Origin of the sequence: Okeania sp. SIO3I5 (genome assembly GCF_010672085.1) — a bacterium.
GTDB lineage: Bacteria > Cyanobacteriota > Cyanobacteriia > Cyanobacteriales > Microcoleaceae > Trichodesmium.
Map to the genome: position 1 here is coordinate 1 of NZ_JAAHHT010000162.1, position 22082 is coordinate 22082.

General features: G+C 36.2%; 12 protein-coding genes. 5 read left to right on the forward strand and 7 right to left on the reverse strand.

Going from position 1 to position 22082, the window contains the following annotated elements; translation table 11 throughout:
* Positions 1 to 57: 57 nt before the first annotated feature.
* The 5 genes from F6K40_RS27505 (at position 58) to F6K40_RS27525 (ending at position 4507) form a co-directional block, all read left to right on the forward strand.
* On the forward strand, positions 58 to 477 hold the full coding sequence (locus F6K40_RS27505; RefSeq protein WP_293140289.1) for a hypothetical protein: 420 nt from the start codon (positions 58 to 60) through the stop codon (positions 475 to 477).
* 19 nt (positions 478 to 496) lie between these two features.
* Entirely contained in the window at positions 497 to 1603 is a 1107-nt protein-coding gene (locus F6K40_RS27510) for a hypothetical protein (protein ID WP_293140290.1), read from the forward strand.
* Between the two features lie 96 nt (positions 1604 to 1699).
* Positions 1700 to 2104, forward strand: a complete 405-nt coding sequence (locus F6K40_RS27515; protein ID WP_365673011.1) for a Uma2 family endonuclease — start codon at positions 1700 to 1702, stop codon at positions 2102 to 2104.
* A 468-nt stretch (positions 2105 to 2572) separates the two neighbouring features.
* The gene (locus F6K40_RS27520; protein WP_293140291.1) at positions 2573 to 3469 is read left to right on the forward strand and encodes an Rpn family recombination-promoting nuclease/putative transposase; all 897 of its coding nucleotides are present in this window, start codon (positions 2573 to 2575) and stop codon (positions 3467 to 3469) included.
* A 114-nt stretch (positions 3470 to 3583) separates the two neighbouring features.
* Positions 3584 to 4507, forward strand: a complete 924-nt coding sequence (locus F6K40_RS27525) for an Rpn family recombination-promoting nuclease/putative transposase (RefSeq protein ID WP_293140292.1) — start codon at positions 3584 to 3586, stop codon at positions 4505 to 4507.
* Positions 4508 to 5261: 754 nt separating this feature from the next.
* On the opposite strand, the gene F6K40_RS27530 is transcribed toward F6K40_RS27525, so the two are convergent.
* The 7 genes from F6K40_RS27530 to F6K40_RS27560 form a co-directional block, all read right to left on the reverse strand.
* On the reverse strand, positions 5262 to 6944 hold the full coding sequence (locus F6K40_RS27530; protein WP_293140293.1) for a ShlB/FhaC/HecB family hemolysin secretion/activation protein: 1683 nt from the start codon (positions 6942 to 6944) through the stop codon (positions 5262 to 5264).
* Between the two features lie 316 nt (positions 6945 to 7260).
* On the reverse strand, positions 7261 to 11055 hold the full coding sequence (locus tag F6K40_RS27535) for a two-partner secretion domain-containing protein (RefSeq protein WP_293140294.1): 3795 nt from the start codon (positions 11053 to 11055) through the stop codon (positions 7261 to 7263).
* Between the two features lie 109 nt (positions 11056 to 11164).
* Positions 11165 to 15418: a two-partner secretion domain-containing protein gene (locus tag F6K40_RS27540; RefSeq protein WP_293140295.1), complete on the reverse strand. Its 4254-nt coding sequence runs from the start codon at positions 15416 to 15418 to the stop codon at positions 11165 to 11167.
* 431 nt (positions 15419 to 15849) lie between these two features.
* Positions 15850 to 16050 (reverse strand): hypothetical protein, encoded by a 201-nt coding sequence (locus tag F6K40_RS27545; protein WP_293140296.1) that lies wholly within the window; start codon positions 16048 to 16050, stop codon positions 15850 to 15852.
* Between the two features lie 13 nt (positions 16051 to 16063).
* Positions 16064 to 18364, reverse strand: a complete 2301-nt coding sequence (locus tag F6K40_RS27550) for a CHASE2 domain-containing protein (RefSeq protein WP_293140297.1) — start codon at positions 18362 to 18364, stop codon at positions 16064 to 16066.
* A 760-nt stretch (positions 18365 to 19124) separates the two neighbouring features.
* Complete coding sequence (locus F6K40_RS27555) at positions 19125 to 19784, reverse strand: DUF928 domain-containing protein (protein ID WP_293140298.1); 660 nt, start codon at positions 19782 to 19784, stop codon at positions 19125 to 19127.
* A 366-nt stretch (positions 19785 to 20150) separates the two neighbouring features.
* Entirely contained in the window at positions 20151 to 20975 is an 825-nt protein-coding gene (locus tag F6K40_RS27560; RefSeq protein ID WP_293140299.1) for an SWIM zinc finger family protein, read from the reverse strand.
* Positions 20976 to 22082: the final 1107 nt, after the last annotated feature.

Consider the following 22082-nt stretch of genomic DNA (forward strand, 5'->3'; position numbering starts at 1 on the left):
TAACAAGACTTTATAGAATCAGTAGCTAATCCTAATTTTACAAATATTTTCTATGAAGTGATAGGATATTTAGCTGACTTCGATAAAGTTATATCTGCATATAAAAATACAGAAGAAGAGGGATATTTTAAAGAAGGTAAAGATTTATTTAGTAGTCATGCAGCTTGTATTGGTTTTGTAACTTCTATTGCTTTATATGTACAAGGTAGACCTGGTAATGATTATGATTTAGAAAAACAAAATAAAAGATGGAATGAAATAGAAAATGGTGCTAATCAACTTTTTGCAAAACTTGAAAAAATGAAACCTGGTGAAATAGGTGATTTTTTAGATTTTCCAATACTCAATGAACTTATTAGTCAAAAACCTGGTAAATCTGCTAACTTTGACAGAACCTTCTTTTTAGGAGCTTTTAAAGTATTAATAGAAGAAAAATTTGATGTTAAAACAATGACACCATGTTGGAGAGCTTACTAATAACAATATGTCAATAAATATGAAGGAAGCCAATAAATATATCTTTGGAGAATTAGCTGATTTTGTTGAACATAATCAAATTGATGTTGTTATTGATAGACAGAAAAAACGCTGTATTGAAACTAATGATGAAGATAAAGAGTGGTTAAAAAGTTTAAAAGTTATCGACGAGAAATATCATATTTTACCAAATTTTCAAACAGCATCTTTTCAATATGATGGTAATGATTATTTTGTAACTATTGGCGTGCAGGAATATTTAGAAACAAATCAAGAAGAAGAAGTTATTCAGTTTCTAGAATTGAATGCAGGTATAGTTACAGCTTTATTGTTTGAACTGAAAATATCAGTCAATAAAAAAGTAAACCCCTATAAGATTAGAGATGAAATTTTTTATCCATCTGAATCTGAATCTGAAGATGAGATAATTCCATATGAATTTTCTAAAGTAAAAGATTTTTTTGAACCTATCTTTGTTTATAAAATTCCCGAAAATTCTCCTTTTTTAAGTTTAGACAAAATAAATATTACCAGAATTTCTGGTTTCTGTGCTGTTAAAAGTAGCCAACTAATATCATTAAAATTTTCATCAGATACTCTGAATCAGTTTGAAAAGCTATTCATTGAAGGTTCAAAGAATATCCCCTATGAAAGTTTACTATTCAGCTTAGTTTCTGTTTCTTGGAAATATTCATTTCTTGATATTTATAGATGTATTGAAAGATTGTTTCCTATATCAGCACTAGAAGACTTGCACAAAAAACTGAACCTGAATATTAAATGCTCTTTACTAGACTTTGCTGATGATATTGAGTCTTATATTGGTTGGAAACCAAAAGAAAATGAAGCATTGAATAAACTGATTAATAATTCTCCCGATACAGCACGTCAAATACTTCGTCAAGTCAAAGCTGATATTGAAGGTACAAAAAAGGGAAATTTAGGAAATTTTATTTATAAAATTCGTAATTCAATAGTGCATTTTAGACCTGCCACAGAGCAAATTAAATTAGATGATAATAATTGGAATCGGTTAATTAATTCATCTTTGCTAGTTATTGAATATTGGTATGCAAAATATGAACCACAACTTACAGATAGTAATTTTAGTAATGATGAGAGTTAATTTTGTAAGCATTCAGCTATTTAATAAAGCTAAATTCTTACTTTATTTTAAAAGTAAAAACAGCAGCAATTACCTTTTCCATAAAACCTGAAAACCATGCAAATTAAACAACAAAAAAACTACACTCCCACCGAATACCTAAACATTGAAACTAACTCACAAGAACGACACGAATACATTAATGGTGAAATTATTCATATAACTGGTGGAACTCCAAATCATAATCAAATTGCCCTTAACTTCAGTGCATCTTTAAATTTTTCCCTTAAACGTCAACCCTATCGAGTTTTTGTTGCAGACCAACGACTTTGGATTCCGAAAAAACGCATCTATACTTATCCTGATGTTATGGTAACTCCAGGAAATTTACAATTACAACAAGGAAGAAAAGACACCATTACCAACCCCATAATAATTGCCGAAGTTTTGTCAAATTCAACTAGAAATTATGATAAAGATGAAAAATTTGCAGCTTATCGAACTATTCCTACATTTCAATAATATCTACTCATAGATCAATACACAATTCAAGTCGAACAATATTTCAAAACTGCTCAAAAAAAATGGATTTTTTCAGAATATAATGAACTCGAAGAAACTATCTCTCTCAACTCAATTGATTTTCAAATAACCCTGGCAGACATTTATGATAAAGTCGAATTTCCAACAATAGAAAACAGCGATAATTAGAAATATTGAAGTTTACATATAGCAATCCTATTTTATTTGTGTCAAAAATCTTGCCTTTTTTTGAGAATAGGTTTGGAGGAAATTGGCAATTGGTAAGAGTTAGGGAGCAAGATGCTCCCACTACTATTACTACAGAAATAGGGGAGAAAAAATTGATTTTATTTGGGATTTTTGGAGATGTCTAATTATTAATTATCAATATTAACAGGGACGTTGCATACAACCTCCCTACAGAGTTATAATTTAATAATTAATCATTAATTAGGAGATAAAATTACCATGAGATTTATCAGTCCAAAAACCGATTATGCTTTTAAAAAAATATTCGGTTCTGACCAAAGTGAAGACATATTAATTAGTTTCCTCAATGCCATTATTTATAAAGGGAAAAACAAAATTAAATCCCTAACAATTCTCAACCCTTATAATCCCCGTCAGGTGGAAACTTTAAAAGATAGTTATTTGGATGTTAGAGCAGTATTAAATGATAATTCTCAAGTAATTATTGAGATGCAAGTAGCTAGCGTTACTGCCTTTGATAAACGAGTGGTTTATAACTTAGCAAAAACATACTCAACTCAATTAGGTCCTCGTCAAGGTTATAGACATTTAAAACCAGTAATTGCCGTGACAATTACAGATTTTGAAATGTTTACAAAAACCAAAGATGTTGTCAATCGTTTCTCCTTTTTACATGAGAAAAAACACTTTAAATATACAGCAGCAGAAATGCAGTTAGTTTTTGTAGAATTACCGAAGTTTAATAAATCATTGGACGAGTTAAAAACTTTAGTGGATAAGTGGATTTATTTTATAAAGGAAACAGATAGTTTAGATGTAATCCCAGAAAGTTTAGGAGAAGTATCAGCAATAGAAAAAGCTCTGAATATTGCTAACGAAATTAATTTAAGTCCTGAAGAGTTAGAGTTGATGGAACAGAGAGCAATTATGGCGCAAGATGAGAGTGGTAAAATACTTTTTGCTGAAGAAAAAGCGACAATTAAACAGACGATCGCTCTGATAATGCGTCAACTTAAAAAGCGTTTTGGTGAGATTCCAGAGAATCTGAAAAATCAGTTGCCAAATTTATCTTTGGAGGAGTTAGAAAATTTGAGCGAAGAGATTTTTGATTTTAATAATTTCGACGATTTATCGAATTGGTTTACAAATAGATAAGTCCTACCCAAAGTAGTTTTAATTTGAATAAAACATAAAGTAGAGACTTTGCATTCAACCTCCCTACAGAGTTATAATTTATCAATTAATCATTAATTAGGATATAAAATTACTATGAGATTTATCAGTCCGAAAACCGATTATGCTTTTAAAAAAATATTCGGTTCTGACCAAAGTCAAGACATATTAATTAGCTTTCTCAATGCCATTATTTATAAAGGGAAAAACAAAATTAAATCCCTCACAATTCTCAACCCTTATAATCCCCGTCAGGTGGAAACTTTAAAAGATAGTTATTTGGATGTCAGAGCAGTATTAAATGATAATTCCCAAGTAATTATTGAGATGCAAGTAGCTAGCGTTACTGCCTTTGATAAACGAGTGGTTTATAACTTAGCAAAAACTTATGCAGCTCAATTAAATCCTCCTCAAGCTTATATGAATTTAAAACCAGTAATTGCCGTGACAATTACAGATTTTGAAATGTTTGAAGAAACCTCAGATGTGGTCAATCATTTTGCATTTTTAAATGAGGAAAAATTCTTTGAGTACACAGCAGCAGAAATGGAATTAGTTTTTGTAGAATTACCAAAGTTTAATAAATCATTGGACGAGTTAAAAACTTTAGTGGATAAGTGGATTTATTTTATAAAAGAAACAGACAGTTTAGAGATAATTCCAGAAAGTTTAGGGGAAGTATCAGCAATAGAAAAAGCTCTGAATATTGCCAACGAAATTAATTTAAGTCCTGAAGAGTTAGAGTTGATGGAACAGAGAGCAATTATGGCACAAGATGAGAGTGGCAAAATACTTTTAGCTGAAGAAAAAGTAGAACAAAAAGGAGAGAAAAAAGGCAGAATTAAACAGGCGATCGCTATCATAATGCTTTTACTCAAAGAGCGTTTTATAGAAGTACCAGAAAAGGAAATTGCTACTCAGCTTGAAAGTCTATCTTTGGAAGATTTGGAGGATTTAGTTAAAGCAGTTTTAAAGTTTAATAATCTCGACGATTTATCGAATTGGTTGGCAAATAGGTAGGTTTCATTAATGGATAATGGATAATTACCTCTCCCTAAAAGGGAAAGGATTGACTCAAAGGAAAAAATAAATTTTTTCCCCTTAAAAGGGGAGGATTTCAACCTGAATTATTTAATTATTAGTTCTCTTGCAAAAGTAAAAATTAAATCAATACTAGCTCTCAAATCAACAATTTCATCCCCTCTATTGGTGCGCGTTCGGCAAGCGATCTGTCGTCGTCGCGGGGTCGCACCGCTATTGCAAGAGTGCCTATTGCCTATTGCCTGACTTCTGCAAGACGTCTATTAATTATTCGGTAAATAAACTTCAAGTACGTAATATAAAATCCGGTTATACAGTAATCGCATTCAAAAATCCTCAACTAAAATATGTTAAGCATGAATACGAATTTAAAAATTTATGCATTGTCATTTCCTTTGTAACTCCTAACTCCTAACTCCTAACTCCTAACTCATAACTCATAACTCATAACTCCTAACTCATAACTCATAACTCATAACTCATAACTCCTAACTCCTAACTCCTAACTCATAACTCATAACTCATAACTCCTCAGTAATACGATAACTAATTACCCGGATTCTATATAACCCACGCTCCGGCAAAATAGATTATTTTATTACTCCTCCAACAGCAGAATAAATTTCTGCTATACGCATTAAAGTTAGAACATTTATAAATCCTGTTTGCGGAGCATTTCCCTATAAGAAAAACCCTTTATTAGTCTGCTGTTCCCTATTCCCTAGCACTATAACTAAAAAGCTCTATATCTAAGATAAAAATATACACCTTCTTCCTGCAAAGAATCTCCATTAGTATCTATCTCAATAAAAGGAATTCCCCAATCTAATTGAGCAGAAAAACGACTTCCTATTTGGAATCTTAAACCCGCACCCACAGAAGATAAAGTATCCTCAATTAATTCCAACTCATTACTATTCCAAACAGTACCAAAATCAACAAAAGGAGTTAATTGTAAAGTAGCATCCCAGTTTCTTGCTCGCAAAATAGGGAACCGAAATTCAGTAGAAATAAACATACCATTATCAGCAAGCAAAGCATCCTGACGATACCCCCTTATACTTAATCCTCCTCCTAAACTAAACTGTTCTTGGGGAAACAAACTGATAGGAGCTAACTGAATATCTGACCTAACTAAAAATACCGTTTCTGGTGCTAATAAACGTAAATATTGTACTTGTCCTCGCCAATGAAAATATCTTCCATCTCGCTCCTGATTATTAACAGTAGCACCAAAAATATTTATCCCTAGAGAAAATTCTGAACGTGTCACAAATACATCTTTGGTACTTCTAAAAGTATATTCCTGAAAAAAACGCAGTGAAGAAATATTAATTTCCCCATCATCTTCTGCACCAATAGAACCTGGAAAAGGTTCATCTAAAAGAGTAGTTTGTGATTCTTCTACAGAACCTGTTAAACCTAAAGCAATTTCTGTACTAGGAGTTTGATAAATAGGTTGGCGAAAACTCATTTCATAAGTCCGAGAATTTGTGTCAATATCTAATTCATCAAAAGGAGCTTCAATAATTTCACTATTGGTGCGACGATGACGTAAACTAATAGTACCATTTTTAGAATTAATTGGAATAGTATAACTCAATTCATCCAGTGTATTACTGCCTTCTGTACGATAGTAAGTAACATTAAAGCGATCGCCCAACCCAGTCAAATTATTATGAGAGATTGTACCTTGAAGACGAATAGTACCCACACTAGGAGAACGTAAATTATCAGCAGAAAGTTGAGCAAAAAAAGCAGGTGCTTCTTCGACTTCTATCTCTAACCTACTCAAACCAGGACGAGTTCCTGCTGTTAAGTTAGCAGATAATCTTTCAATTAGAGGGTTGAGTTGTAGTAACTGTAGATATTGAAATAACTGATTTTGATTTAGAGGTGTCTGAATACCAGGTTCAATACGACTGCGAATATAACTAGAATTAAGTCGTTTCAGGCCAGAAATTTCAATTTCTTCGAGTTGTCCTTCAATAACTTCTATAACAACAGTACCATCTTGCAAAGTTTGTGGTGGGATAAAAGCTCCGGAGGTAATATATCCGTGGTCAAAATATAGTTGAGTTACTGTTGTTTGTGCTTGAAGTAATTCTGCAAAAGAAATAGGTCTACCTGTAAATGGTTTGAGAACTTCTGCTAATTCTGTGGGACTAAAAACTGTACTGCCAATAACGGCAAATTGGGTGACAGTAATCTTACCAGGAATTTGCAGAGGAGGAGATTGGGGAGGTAGAGATGGAACTGGTTGTGGTTGGAGTAAATCATCTGGTGGTGGTAATGGTTCTATTTGTGGTAAAGGTTGAGGATTAGGATTAATTGGTCTCGGAGTTATTTGAGCAATAGCAGGGTTAGAAGTAGAAAAATAGGAGAAAAAAATTAGAATTATTATCCAGACAATCATATTCAGTTATCAGTTATCAGTTATCAGTTATCAGTTATCAGTTGCCAGTATAATAGACCTCTAGTGATAATCAAAAATCCAATCAATTATTCCGTATAAATCATCAATTATTTCCCCCTACTCCCTACTCCCTCTTTTCCCGAGAGGTATAATAACTACAACAGATTCTAAGTAGTAGAGTGTTAATTATTCTTATGTGTAGGGACGTTTCGCTACGCGACATGAAACGCATTTTTGTTATGCAACGTCCCTACCCGACTTCCCACACTCCCCACACTCCCCACCCTTCTATTAATTATTAATTATTCATTATTCATTATTCATTATTCATTAACTCCCTGCTCCCTAAAAATAAATAACAACTAGGATGAATTAATTGTGGACCAGTTGAATTAACACCATTTGCAGTAGATGTCAGGGTTACTTTACCAGATTCAGTCATCACCCAACCCATTGCCTGAGTAATTTGTGGCAACTTCTGAGAATCTATCCGACGGTAAACCACTACAGGTTGTTGATACTCAGACATCACAACTTTTGTGTCCTCTTGTCTATTACTTTCCCACCCCACAGTTCCCCTCAATACTGTCAATGGTTGAGTCGGGTCTGGAGCTAGACCTCCTCTACCTGTAATCACAAAAGAACTTCCTTGTTTTTCCTCAGTTGCTGCACATAAATTTTGTGCCACTAATGACTCAGCATTGATAACTGTAGCAGATAATTTTACCACCCCTTGAGTCGGGTCTACCTGAGTATTCAGTTCTACCGAACCATCAATACCCAAAGCTGAAGTCGCAGTAATTTGACTACTATTGTCCAGAAACACTCCTTCTGCACCAATAGAAATATTACCACCTTGACCAACTATGGCATTAGCACTAATATTGCTGTTGTCTGAACCAATTAAAAACTTTGTATCAATATTAAGATCTCCACCTGTAGCAGAATTCGTAGCATTTGTAGTAATTTGACTCTGATTTTGTAGGTTAATTTCTGAAGCTTGTATGGTAATGTTGCCTTGTTCTCCCGCAGCAGTTTCAGCGCTGAGAGTACCATTGTTGAGTTGAATAGATGGAGCATTAATCAAAAGAGAACCTGCTTCCCCACTGCCAGAACTGCTGACAGTAATAAGACCCTGGTCTTCTACTCTCAATTGTGGTGTATTGATAGTAACAGAACCAGCGTTGCCATTACCACGGGAGCGAGAAGTAATAGCTGTTTCAGCTCCATCGGTGTCAATGTTTTCTTCTTGAAAATTAGCCACTCGGTCGTTAAAATTCACATCACGGCCAGAGAGAGTAATAGCACTATCGGCATTAATTTTAATAGTTCCGGCATTACCGTCATTAAAACTGGAGCTGAGAATTTGAGCGCCACTGGCGAGGTTGAGATGATTGACATTTAAGGAAATATTACCACCATTAGAGTTGCTGCGACTTCTGGCAGTAACAACAGCACCATTACTCAGGTTGAGAGTGGGAGTAGTAATATTGAGATTTCCACCTGGTTGTGTGGCTTCTGAGTCGCTGCTGGCAGTAATGGCGCTGGAGTTACCAATAAAGTTGCTAACTCCAGAAAGGGTAATATTGTCGGTGGCATTAATGGTGAGATTTCCAGCTTTACCATCACCTTCTGTAATGACACTAACTTCAGCTCCATCCAAAATTGTTAACCGTTCTGTTTGAATAAATGCGTTACCCCCATCTCCTTTACCTCGACCCAAGGATAAGTCTGTTAAATCTTCCACACTGGCAAGTATAGTCGTAGGCAGCATACCATCGTCAGAACGACCAGTGAGTTTAATATCTTTGGCTCCTATAGTTAAATCCCCACTTTGACCTAAACCAAATGTACCCGCTCCCACTTGGGCACCATCCCTGAGGCGGAGGCGTTCGGTATCAATAGTTAAGTTGCCACCATTGCCTGTTGCTCCTGAGAAAACGGTGGTAAACAAACCACTAGGAACTTGAGTAATAGGTCTAGTACCTGTTAAATTAATTTCTGTTGCTGTTACTGTTAAATCCCCACTTTGACCTGAACCAAATGTACCCGCTCCCACTTGGGCACCATCCCTGAGGCGGAGGTGTTCGGTATCAATAGTTAAGTTGCCACCATTGCCTGTTGCTCCTGAGAAAACGGTGGTAAACAAACCACTAGGAACTAGAGAAATAGATTCAGTACCTGTCAAATTAATTTCTGTTGCTGTTACTGTTAAATCTCCACTATCACCTGAACCAAATGTTCCTGTAGTAATTGTTCCTCCATCTAGCATAGTCAGATTTTGGGTATTGATTGTTAAGTTGCCACCATTGCCTGTTGTTGCCCCAGAGAAAACGGTGGTAAATAAACCACTAGGAACTTGAGTAATAGGTCTAGTACCTGTTAAATTAATTTCTGTTGCTGTTACTGTTAAATCTCCACTATCACCTGAACCGAGTGTTCCTGTAGTAATTGCTGCTCCATCTCCCAGGGTCAGACTTTGGGTATTGACTGTTAAATTTCCACCTTTTCCTGTTGCGTTAGGGAAAACAGTTGTCAACAAAGAAGAGGGAAATTCAGTTTCTACGCCTTGGAGTAGAGGTAATAGTTCTGGAAATAAATTCTCGCTTATCGCGCTACCAGATAATTCAATCTCTCTAGCATTGATTGTAATGTCCCCCCCTTGACCGGAACCGAAAACTCCCGCTTGAATTATTGCTCCGTCCGTTTGTATTAGACGTTCGGTATTTATTGTTAAGTTGCCACCTTGTCCTGTGGCTCCCTGTTGGACTCGAGTGTCTATACCACTGGCAAACCTACCATCTGGCGATATTCCAGATGCTTCGATTTCTCTAGCATTAACCAGAATATTTCCCCCTTGACTTGCTCCGGATGTAACTGCTAGCAGTCTCCCAGCATTTTTCAAGGTGAGACGTTGAGTATTAATTGTTAAGTTTCCTCCTTTTCCAATGGTAGTTCTGGCGATATCGTTATTAGAGTTGCTCTGAGCACTAATAAAACTGCTAGTAACCTCAACATCATCAGCATTAATTTCAATACTTCCATCCTGTCCTCCTCCAAATGTTGCTGTGCTAATTTCTCCTCCATTTGCCAGGGTTAAACCTGGACTGTCGATCGTGATACTTGCTCCATTACCTGTTGCACCTGATTTCACTTTGGCTTCTACAATACTGTCATTTACTTCTATTGATTCGCTGGCGGTTAATGATATGTTGCCTCCTGATTGACTTCCTAATGTATTAGCTAGAATCTCTGATTCTTCTTTGATTACTATCTGTTTTCCTTGTATTTGTATCTCCCCACTTCCTTCTCCACTTATGTCTACTACTGCATTATTTTTCAGTTCAATATTGTTGAAATTTTCTACTTCTGCATAATTTAATACATAATTATTTTCTCTCGGTTCTATTTCTATTAAACTCTGATTTCCGACGCTACCTATTTCGATCCTCCCTTGTTCTGCTGTTAATTTTCCACCCTCAATTATCACCTGATTTCCTACTAATCCTAGAGTTTCTTTGCTCGGAATTTCTAATCCTGTTTCTGTTGCCGTATTAATAATATTTCCTGCTTGATTTGCTATTTGATTAAAAAATAGAGCTGATGGTGCTACTGATAATAGGTTATTATTTTGTGGGTTTGTGGCACTGAATAATCCATTTTCTCCTAGTCTAATTTCGTCGGCGGTTGTAGCTAGGAATGAACCACTAATGTCTAGGGTGGCGTTTGGTCCGAAAAAGATACCGTTGGGATTGATTAAAAATAAGTTGGCTACTCCATCCACTCCTAGTTTTCCTAATATATTACTGGCATTATTTCCTGTAATTCTGGTTAAGATATTTTCTATTCCGGCTGGGTTTGTGAAGTAGACGCTATTATTTTCAAGTATGTTAAATTCTTGCAGACTGTGGAATAAGTTTGCACCTCTAATTGCCCCGCCTTCTATTTGTTTTTTCAGTTGGTCTATACTTCTAATTGTTGTGTTTTCTTGCCCTAATGTTTGGTCTGGTATTATTTGAGAATTTACTGGTTTTTGAGACCATAATGTGGGTACAATTAGCCAGATTCCAGAGGTTAAACTAACCTGTATAAGTAGAGATTTTAATTTCATAGTTATCTAAATTTATGTGGTTGATTAAATAAGGCTTAATAAGAAAAAATACAATGTAAAAAATCAATATATTAGAGATCGGTTCCCATCTCCCCATACTGCCCACTCTTTACTCTCTACTTCCTAAAAATAGATAACAACTAGGATGAATTAATTGTGGACTAGCTGAATTAACTCCATTTGTAGTAGATGTCAGGGTTACTTTACCAGATTCAGTCATCACCCAACCCATTGCCTGAGTAATTTGTGGCAACTTCTGAGAATCTATCCTACGGTAAACCACCACAGGTTGTTGAGATTCAGACATCACAACTTTTGTGTCCTCTTGTATATTACTTTCCCACCCCACAGTTCCCCGCAATACTGTCAATGGTTGAGTCGGATCTGGAGGCAGGCCACCTCTACCTGTAATCACAAAAGAACTTCCTTGTTTTTCCTCAGTTGTTGCTGCACATAAATTTTGTGCTACTAATGACTCAGCATTGATAACTGTAGCAGATAATTTGACTACTCCTTGAGTCGGGTCTACCTGAGTATTCAGCTCTACCGAACCATCAACACCTAAAACTGAGGTGGCAGTAATTTGACTACTGTTGTCGAGAAACACCCCTTCTGCACTAATAGAAATATTACCACCTTCTCCTTCTAAAGCATTACCACTAATGTTGCTATTATCTGAACCAATTAAAAACTTTGTATCAATATTAAGATCTCCACCTGTAGCAGAATTAGTAGCATTTGTAGTAATTTGACTCTGATTTTGTAGGTTAATTTCTGAAGCTTGTATGGTAATGTTGCCTTGTTCTCCGGCATTAGTTTCAGCGCTGAGAGTACCATTGTTGAGCCGAATAGATGGAGCATTTATCAAAAGAGAACCTGCTACCCCACTCCCAGAACTGCTGACAGTAATAATACTCTGGTCTTCTACTCTCAATTGTGGTGTATTAATCGTAACAGAGCCAGCATTACCATTACCACGGGAACGAGATGCGATCGCTGTGTCGGCTCCATCGGTGTCAATACTTTCCTCTTGAAAATTAGCCACTCGATCGTTAAAATTCAGATCACGGCCAGAGAGAGTAATAGCACTATCAGCATTAATTTTAATAGTTCCGGCATTACCGTCATTGAAACTGGAGGTAAGAATTTGAGCGCCACTGGCAAGATTGAGATGATTGACATTTAAAGAGATATTACCACCATTAGAATTACTGCGACTTCTGGCAGTAACCACAGCACCATTGCTAAGATTGAGAGTGGGAGTAGTAATATTGAGATTTCCGCCTCTTTCTGTTGCACCTGACTCGCTGCCAGCATTGATAGCACTGGAATTCCCAGTCAGGTTGCTGACTCCAGAGAGGGTAATATTATCGGTGGCATTAATGGTCAGATTGCCGGCTTTCCCCTCACCTTCAGTGATGACACTAACTTCAGCTCCATCTAAAATTGTTAAGCGTTCTGTTTGAATAAATGCGTTACCACCATCTCCTTTACCCTGACCTAAAGATAATTCTGTTAAGTCTTCTACACTGGCAAATATACCACTACCAACTCCATCATTGTCAGCAAGACCAGTAGTTTCAAACACACGATCACTGACTTCAATATCTTTGGCTCGTATAGTCAAATCTCCGCTTTTACCTAAACCAGATGTACCTGCTCTGACTTGACCACCGTTTCTAAGGTAGAGGCGTTCGGTATCAATGGTTAAGTTGCCACCATTGCCTGTTCCTCCTGACCAAACTGTGGTAAACACACTACTAGGAAGTTGACCAGTAGGGTTAGTACCTATCAAATTAATTTCTGTTGCTCTTACTGTTACATCTCCACTTTCTCCTGAACCGAATGTTCCTGTACCAATTAATCCTCCATCTCGCACGGTCAGATTTTCGGTATTGATTGTTAAGTTTCCACCTTTTCCGGTTGCGCCTGGCAAAACAGTTACCAATAAAGAACTAGAAATTTCACCATTTATGCTGAGGATCAGAGGTGATAATTCTGGAAATAAGTTTGTACTTGCAGCGCTACCAGATAATTCAATCTCTTTAGCATTGATTGTCACGTCGCCGCCTTGACCGGAACTGAGAACCCCTGCTTGAATTGATGCTCCATCTGTTTGTATTAGACGTTGGGTATTTATGGTTAAGTTGCCTCCATTTGCTGTTGCTCCCTGCTGGACTCTAGTGTCTATACCACTGGGAAAACTCCCATCTGGTGAAATTCCCGATGCTTCCATTTCCGTCGCGTTGATGGTAATATTTCCCCCTTGACTTGCACCTGATGTAACTGCTAGCAGTCTGCCACCATTTTTCAAGCTCATACGTTGAGTATTAATTGTTAAGTTGCCTCCATCTCCAATCGTAATTATGTCGATGTTATTATTATTGCTGTCAGCACTAATGATACTGTTATCAACATCAATGTCATTAGCCTTGATTTCAATGCTTCCACCTTGCTCTTCCCCAAATGTGGTAGCACGAACTGTGGCTCCATTTTCCATACTCAGTCTCTCAGTTTCTATTAATACTTGGCCGCCTTCAAAACTACCTAAAGCTTCAGGAACTATCTCTAATAAATCTTCTACAGGTGCTTGAATACTACTGGCCAACCGACCATCAGCAGAACTACCTCGTAAGTTAATTTCTTTGGCTTTCACCCTGATATTTCCACTGTTTCCTACTCCAGATGTTCCTGCTCTTATTTGCCCCCCATTTTCTAGAGTCAAACTTTGGGTCTCAATATTGATATTTCCTCCTTCACCTGTTCCTCCAACTAAGACGGAGGTAAAAAAGCTACTTGGCAACAACCCATCTGGTGAGGTTCCTACTGCTTCTATCTCTGCTGCCTTGATTGCTAGTTCTCCACTATTTCCCGACCCCAATGTTGCTGTTCCTATTTGCGCTCCATTTTTTAAGATGACGCGATCGCTATTGACAGTTAATTTCCCACTGTTTCCTGTTGTTTGTGGTAGAACGACGGCTAAAATTCCACTGGGAAATTGACCATTTAAGGCTTGCAGCAGTTCTTGTTGTAGTATTGGTGAATCTACTTGTATTGTGCCATTTGCTTCTATTTCTTTGGCGTTTACTGTTATATTTCCTCCTTCTGCTTCCCCAAGTACATTGGCTCCTAGTTGTCCTCCAGTCAATAGTTTCAAGCTTTGAGTGTTAATGGTAACGTCTCCCCCTCTCCCTGTTGCTCCTGGGAATACGCTTGTAAATAAACCACTGAGGTTTTGACCGTCTGGTGATGCTCCTATTATTTCTATCTGTTCGGCGTTTACTGTTAATGCTCCACTTGCTCCTGCTCCAAATGTTCCTGTGCTGATCTGTCCTCGATTTGTCAATGTTAAACCTGGAGTGTTAATTGTGATATTTGCTCCATTGCCTGTTGCACCTATTCCTACATCAGCATTGACTAAGCTGTCATTTACTTCTATTGATTCGCTGGCGGTTAATGATATGTTGCCTCCTGATTCGGTTCCTAATGTGTCGGCTAGAATTCTCGCTCTTTCTTGAATTACTATCTGTTTTCCTTGTATTTGTATCTCCCCACTTCCTTCTCCACTTACGTCTACTACTGCATTATTTTTTACTTCAATATTATTAAAATTTTCTACTTCTGCATAATTTAATACATAATTATTTTCCCTCGGTTCTATTTCTATTAAACTATTACTTCCGACACTACCTATTTCGATTCTGCCCTGTTCTGCTGTTAATTTTCCTCCATCAATTATCACCTGATTTCCTATTAATCCTAGGGTTTCTTTTCTGGAAATTTCTAATCCTGTTTCTGTTGCTGTATTAATAATATTTCCTGTTTGATTTGCTATTTGATTAAAAAATAAAGCTGATGGTGCTACTGATAATAGGTTATTATTTTGCGGGTTTGTGGCACTGAATAATCCATTTTCTCCTAGTCTAATTTCGTCGGCGGTTGTAGCTAGGAATGAACCACTAATGTCTAGGGTGGCGTTTGGTCCGAAGAAGATACCGTTAGGATTGATTAAAAATAAGTTAGCTGCTCCATCTACTCCTAATTTTCCTAATATATTACTGGCATTATTTCCTGTAATTCTGGTTAAGATATTTTCTATTCCGGCTGGGTTTGTGAAGTAGACGCTATGATTTTCAAGTATGTTAAATTCTTGCAGACTGTGGAATAAGTTTGCACCTCTAATTGCCCCGCCTTCTATTTGTTTTTTCAGTTGGTCTATATTTCTAATTCTTGTGTTTTCTTCCCCTAATGTTTGGTCTGGTATTATTTGAGAATTTACTGGTTTTTGAGACCATAATGTTATTAGAATTAGCCAGATTCCAGAACTGAAGCTAACCTGTGTAAGTAGAGATTTTAATTTCATAGTTTATCTAAGTTTTTAATAATTAGAGAATAGGAAGTAGGGAGTTGCTAGGAGTAAGAATTGTCCCTTGATTGCTCTACCCTTGTCTACCCAAAATACTAACTTTTTGCAGCTCTAATATCATGTTCGGTTGAATAGTTATGATTAGGATATAGATGGAAGAGATATCTTAAACCCCTGAGATTGCTTCCTTCTACTCCGTTCCACTCGCAATGACTTTATACAGGACTTACGAAAAATATCTAATCGTACACCAACTGTAGGGGCGATTTCCTACGGAATGCTCCTAATTACGCGAATCGCCCCTACCATATTTTACTTGTGACTATGTGGTTCATTGATTTGAAAAGCGCTGTAAACCCCTGAGATTGCTTTCCTTAGGGAATGCGGAGCAAACCTTCCACTCCGTTCCAGTGGCAATGACTTTATAGTTAGTGTTTATCCGAATATGATATAACAAAGCGAAAAACTACCACAAAGATGCCAGCTTTTGGGTCTAAAAAGCTCAAAAAGTGAGAATTTTGAGCAGACAAAATTTTATCTCCCAACCCTCCCCACACTCCCCAGACTCCCCACACTCCCCACACTCCCCACACTCCCCACACTTCCCACACCTCCCACACTTCCCACACTTCCCACACCTCCCTATTCCCTATTCCCTATTCCCTCTTTTGAAGATTGATATAAACTATCAAATTGTTGAGTAACAGATTGAGGTTTGAAAGTAAAACGGATATAAAAAATCTTTGATGCTTCTTCTACTTTTAAAACTTTCCCATAAATATGTTCGCTCATAAATGATTCATTGTCAGGCTTCAATAAATTAAGTTGAATATTACTATAAGGTAATGGTAATAAATCTGTTGAAGCACATTTATTCATCTCTATTTCTGCACCTCTCTGAGAAAGTTTAATTAAATTTCCTCTAAATACAGTATTACTAATCTGTTTCCCTTCTACAATCAAATAAAAAATGGGAATTGGTTTTTCTAACAATAATAATATTTCCTCTTCTTTTGGTAAAAACAGATTATATTTATCGCCAATACCTCCTACTTCATAAATCTTGATTCTATTACTCATACCTTTAGGCTTAATTTCCTTCATACTATCTATTCTTAGTTTGGAAATCCCGATCGCTTCTTTAGTAGAATTAGAAATTAAGATTTGATTCCCAATCGCATAAGTTTCTATGCGAAAAGCTAAATTAACTTCCCAACCAATAGCAGTATATTCGGTATGTTCTTCGCAACCAATATTTCCCACTACCGCATCCCCTGTATTAATACCAATACCCATCTCTAAAGCTGGTAATCCTTGAGCTTGAATTTTCTTATTAATAGACTCCATTTCTAACTGCATTGCCACAGCACAAGCAACTGCCCTTTCCGCATCATCTTCCCTAACTATTGGAGCACCAAAAACAACCATGATTCCATCCCCAAGCAACTTGTCAATAGTACCGCCATATTTAGTGATAATTTTTAATGTATCTTGCAGATAAATATTAATAATTTTTACTACAGTTTCTGACGATAATTGCTCTGAAAGAGCCGTAAATCCTCTTAAATCAGAAGCTAATACAGTAATAGTTTGTCTTTTACCACCTATTTTTAAACCTTCTTTACTTTCTAATAAATTACTGACTATTTCCTGAGAAAGATAACGATCAAAAGTTTTTCTAATCCCACTAGCAGTACCAGCAACATAACCTGTAATGACAAAGAAACCACCTACTAATGCTAATAGAGGTGGTACAATGGGAATCCACCAACCATAAATACAACCAATATAACTGCTACCAAATAAAATAAAGATTTTTAGAGCTAGCTGTTTAAATAAAGCTAATGATAAATATTGTTTTGTTTGATTTCGCCAGTGCCATGCAACTGTAGCTCCAACTCCAGACCAGATAAAAATCCATAACCATTCCTGAGGTTCAGACCAAGTTCTAATTAAGGGACGTTCGTTTAAGGCCGCACTAATAATTTGACTAATAAAGTTTGCTTGGACTTCTACTCCTGTTATTGGTTTTGGCAGGGTTAACAGACCACTACTATATGGGGTATAGAATAGATCTTTGAAACTTTCTCCTACTTTTCCAATCAGAATGATGCGATCGCGTCCCCAGTCTGGAGGTACTCGCTCCTCAAGAATATCTCTGAGACTAACGGTTTCAAAATAACCAATAGGTCCTCGATAGTTGATTAATAATTGATAACCACCTGCATCAGTTCTCACATAACCACCATCATTTTCTGCAAAGGGAATGAAGACTCGAGCACCTATACGCCAATTATTTGTTCCCTCTACTATTTCTGCTTTAATATTTTCCTTTTCTAAATAATGCAATGCTAAATGCAGGGCAAAACTATGGGTTCTTTCCCCATTTTGATTATCTAAGTAAAATAAACCCCTTCTTATTCGGCCATCTGCATCAACCAGCATATCATTGGCCCCTACTTGTCCTTTTTCTTTTAAAGCTGGTGGTGGTGCTACTCCTTCTTGTTTCTCATCCCCCACTACTTTCTGGATACCAACTAAATTGGGGGTATTTTGAAATATTCTGACTAACTCTTGGTGGCCAGGTTGCACTGGTAAATCTCGGTAAATATCTAAACCAATAGCTCTGGGTTCCATAGCTTTAAGTTTTTCTAGGAGCTTGGCGTATGTAGCATCGGGAAGAATGGGTTGACCTATTTTGTGTACATCTGCTTCATCAATGCCAATTATGGCAATACGCCGATCCTGTGTAGGTAAGGGTCTCTTTCGGATATAAAAGTCGTATGTATTCCACTCCCATAACTGTAATATTCCAGTTAGGCGTAGCAAAACTACAAACAAAGTTACGCAGGGAGTAGTTATCCACACCCCGCGCCACTGCCAGATGAATAATTTGACTCTTCCAGGAGTTAAAATACCAACCAAAGAATTTGGTTTATCCATTACTTGACATTATCCTGACATTGTGCTTTAGCACAATGTCAGATTCCTAAAATTCACGAGGTGGTTTATGCTTCTGACACACCTGCCTAACTGGCCTTTCCTTTTTTTGGTCTTAAAGCCCACATTCCGCACTTCAATTTGTAACATAAAAATTAGTATAAAATCCGTAGCTTTATTAAGTATTTATACTATGCAAATTATCTCAATTACTTTTTTTGTTCATCAAATTACGAGTCAAAAATTAAGCATAAATACTTGCTTGATTGATTACTCAATCACGGCAGCTATGATTTTCTCCTAAATTCTGTCTCCTGACTCCTGACTCCTGACTCCTTCTTATATACTACATTTTGTGGTGCGGAATGTGGGTTAAATATGTCCTCTATAGTGAGTCACTAATCTGACGGATGTCCAGTGAGTTGTTGTTCAACAAGCCGTTGAAACTTGCTGGCCAACTTTCTCCCGTCATTTGATTAGATTATTGCTCTGCTGATTAAATTTTAAACCATTGATAGATAAAGGTTTTAGCCGATAATGCTCTTTCATGCATTACAACGTTTTTGCTACGCAAGAGCTGCATAAAGTTAGGATGAAAGGATTGACTATTGGCTGAAAAATCACGAATTAAATTCTTCCTTCTGCCTCCTCGCTCATTTGTTACTCCTCGAGTCTTCCCCTCCTGGGAGGGGTTAGGGGTGGGTTGTCTCGAGTCTCCTGAGGACTACCCGAACCCATGCATACTTTTTCAGCAAACCCTAGATTATATTTGTTCAGAAAGATCGAAGATTTGACTATCGGCAATTTTTTCTAGCCCTACTGATTGTAAAAGTTCTTTCCAGGCATTAGGATAAGTTACACGAGATTTTTCTAAAGTTGTAATTGTTTCGTTCCAAACAGATGATTCAGCATAGAGTTTAGCTTGCTCTAATGGTTTTTCCTCCAGTTCTTTCAATTTAGCTTCTATTTTTGGAGTTAGAGAGGTACGTTTTAACCATCCATTAAGATAATAATTTAAACTAGGTTTATTAGGATCACAAATTATACCAAAATGCCAAATATAAGTATTATTAGGTTGTAATTCAACAGTTTTTGGCAAACTTACTTTCACAATGCCAGAAGATTCAGGTAGAGATATGTTGCTTGTGTATATTGGTTTTCCAGTTCTATCGCTTTTATCATACACAACAAATTCTGCATTTTGTTTACTGGTTTTAGGAACATATAAGTAGACAGTTGGGTTAGGACTAACTGTTGTACCTATATTATTTTTTGGCATTACAGCAGTGAGATTAACTTCTAATTTTTCCTCTTTTGTTAGGCTACATGGACCACGAGTTCCAGTTCCTGCAGTTCTAGATGGCGCACCTTTTGAATCTGATTCAGGAAAATATACGGCCAGCAATTGTTGGCTAGATTCCATCTGAGTTGTTAATGTAGATTGCAGGTGATTAACTGGAAGAATTGAAACTAAAAGACTTACTAAGGGAAGTCCTAACAAGCTTCGTACAAACATGGTAAAAAATCACTATTGTATAAATTAGAGTTATATAGCTATTAGTTTTTTTTAGCTAGTTTATCCTAATATAACATATTCACAAGGGAACAGGGAACAGAGAATAGGGAATAGAATAGAAATTTAGGATAAATGTACTTTATTAGCCTGATAAATACTATAAAAAATTATAGTTTTTTTTAATAAAACTCCCCTCCAACCTATTCCATGTTCCCTATTTCCTTTTTTATATTTTCTGATACATTCAATCTCTCAGTCTTGGGAATTTTTATTTTAGCTATCATGTTTATCTTCTCCCTGGTTTAATGCTATTATCACTGCCTCCTGACTAATATTTTGATAAATTTTCTGGAAAGAATCCATCACAATATCAGCAGATGCACCTAAAGGAATTTGTCCTAAAACATCTAAAACTGTCTCATTACTTGGAGATGGAGTAATCACTATTAAGGAAGAATCTAACTGTTGATTATATTCCCAGAATTGCTCAATTTTGAGATTTTTTTGAGTAGCTGAAGTTATAATTGGGGAGTTAACAAATGACTCTTCATTTTGGATTTTTTCATCTTCACTTTGACCGCGTTTTTGACGTAGTTCTTCTAAGATTTTTTCTTTGGTACGACCTCGTAATTGAAATAATAAAAATGGGTCGTCACTGAAGCGATCGCCTAATAAATAATAAACTGCTGCAATATGTTTACAAACTCTTTTTGGGTCTGGGCAGTCACATTTAGCATTGATATCATCTAATGTAAAAGGGAAGAGTCTTAAACCATTAGCAGCAAAAACTTCTTCTATATTTTGAGGCATTTCTCCTGCTAATAATTTGGCGGTAAATATTGCTCTTTCTGACATAGTTTCAATGATATAACTCCAGTCTTCATCAGTGAAAGTATCTAACCATAAAGATAATTTGTAGGGTTCAGGTGCTGTTCCTTGAACTTGAGCAATAATTCTTTGCTCTTTAAATTCTAAACTTAGAACATTGCCTTGTCTGGCATAATTTCTTGCTCGTTCTAATCGTTTTTTAAACCGATAAGAATTTAACAAGTCTATCCATTGTTGAGTCCACCATTCTTTGTCAGTTTGTAAGTCCATTTCAGTTATCAGTTAAAAAGTTATATTTTACCGTAGGGGTTTGGTCTCCAAACCCAAATATATTATAATTTTTTACCGTAGGGGTTTGGTCTCCAAACCCAAATATATTATAATTTTTTACCGTAGGGGTTTGGTCTCCAAACCCAAATATATTATAATTTTTTACCGTAGGGGTTTGGTCTCCAAACCCAAATATATTATAATTTTTTCTCGTAGGGGTTTGGTCTCCAAACCCAAATATATTGCAATTTTTTATCCTAGGGATTTTGGTCTCCAAACCCAAATATATTGCAATTTTTTATCCTAGGGATTTTGGTCTCCAAACCCAAATATATTGCAATTTTTTATCCTAGGGATTTTGGTCTCCAAACCCAAATATATTATAATTTTTTATCCTAGGGATTTTGGTCTCCAAACCCAAATATATTGCAATTTTTTATCCTAGGGATTTTGGTCTCCAAACCCAAATATATTGCAATTTTTTATCCTAGGGATTTTGGTCTCCAAAACCGGATATATAGCAATTTTTTACCGTAGGGATTTTGGTCTCCAAACCCAAATATATTGCAATTTTTTATCCTAGGGATTTTGGTCTCCAAAACCGGATATATAGCAATTTTTTATCGCCAAATTTTTGGTTTAAAAACAGAAATCAAAGAGGGTTTGGAGACCCAACCCCTACAGTTTTTGAGATGAAAAATAATTTGTAATTGACAGAGTTCGTGTTGATTACAAATGATTTTTATTTCTCCGAGATTTTCCACACTTCATATATGGAAATTTTTGAGCGCCAAATTTTTGGTTTGAAAACCGAAATTCAAAGAGGGTTTGGAGACCCAACCCCTACAGTTTTTGAGATGAAAAATAATTTGTAATTGACAGAGTTCGTATTGATTCTTCAGATTTTTATTTCTCCGAGATTTTCCACACTTCATATATGGAAATTTTTTATCGCCAAATTTTTGGTTTAAAAACAGAAATCAAAGAGGGTTTGGAGACCCAACCCCTACAGTTTTTGAGATGAAAAATAATTTGTAATTGACAGAGTTCGTATTGATTCTTCAGATTTTTATTTCTCCGAGATTTTCCACACTTCATATATGGAAA

Bases quoted from the DNA above. Each gene is read 5' to 3' on its own strand.
- F6K40_RS27550 (WP_293140297.1), bottom strand. From the start codon at position 18,364: ATGGATAAACCAAATTCTTTGGTTGGTATTTTAACTCCTGGAAGAGTC.
- F6K40_RS27515 (WP_365673011.1), top strand. From the start codon at position 1,700: ATGCAAATTAAACAACAAAAAAACTACACTCCCACCGAATACCTAAAC.
- F6K40_RS27540 (WP_293140295.1), bottom strand. From the start codon at position 15,418: ATGAAATTAAAATCTCTACTTACACAGGTTAGCTTCAGTTCTGGAATC.
- F6K40_RS27520 (WP_293140291.1), top strand. From the start codon at position 2,573: ATGAGATTTATCAGTCCAAAAACCGATTATGCTTTTAAAAAAATATTC.
- F6K40_RS27560 (WP_293140299.1), bottom strand. From the start codon at position 20,975: ATGGACTTACAAACTGACAAAGAATGGTGGACTCAACAATGGATAGAC.
- F6K40_RS27510 (WP_293140290.1), top strand. From the start codon at position 497: ATGAAGGAAGCCAATAAATATATCTTTGGAGAATTAGCTGATTTTGTT.
- F6K40_RS27555 (WP_293140298.1), bottom strand. From the start codon at position 19,784: ATGGAATCTAGCCAACAATTGCTGGCCGTATATTTTCCTGAATCAGAT.
- F6K40_RS27525 (WP_293140292.1), top strand. From the start codon at position 3,584: ATGAGATTTATCAGTCCGAAAACCGATTATGCTTTTAAAAAAATATTC.
- F6K40_RS27530 (WP_293140293.1), bottom strand. From the start codon at position 6,944: ATGATTGTCTGGATAATAATTCTAATTTTTTTCTCCTATTTTTCTACT.
- F6K40_RS27535 (WP_293140294.1), bottom strand. From the start codon at position 11,055: ATGAAATTAAAATCTCTACTTATACAGGTTAGTTTAACCTCTGGAATC.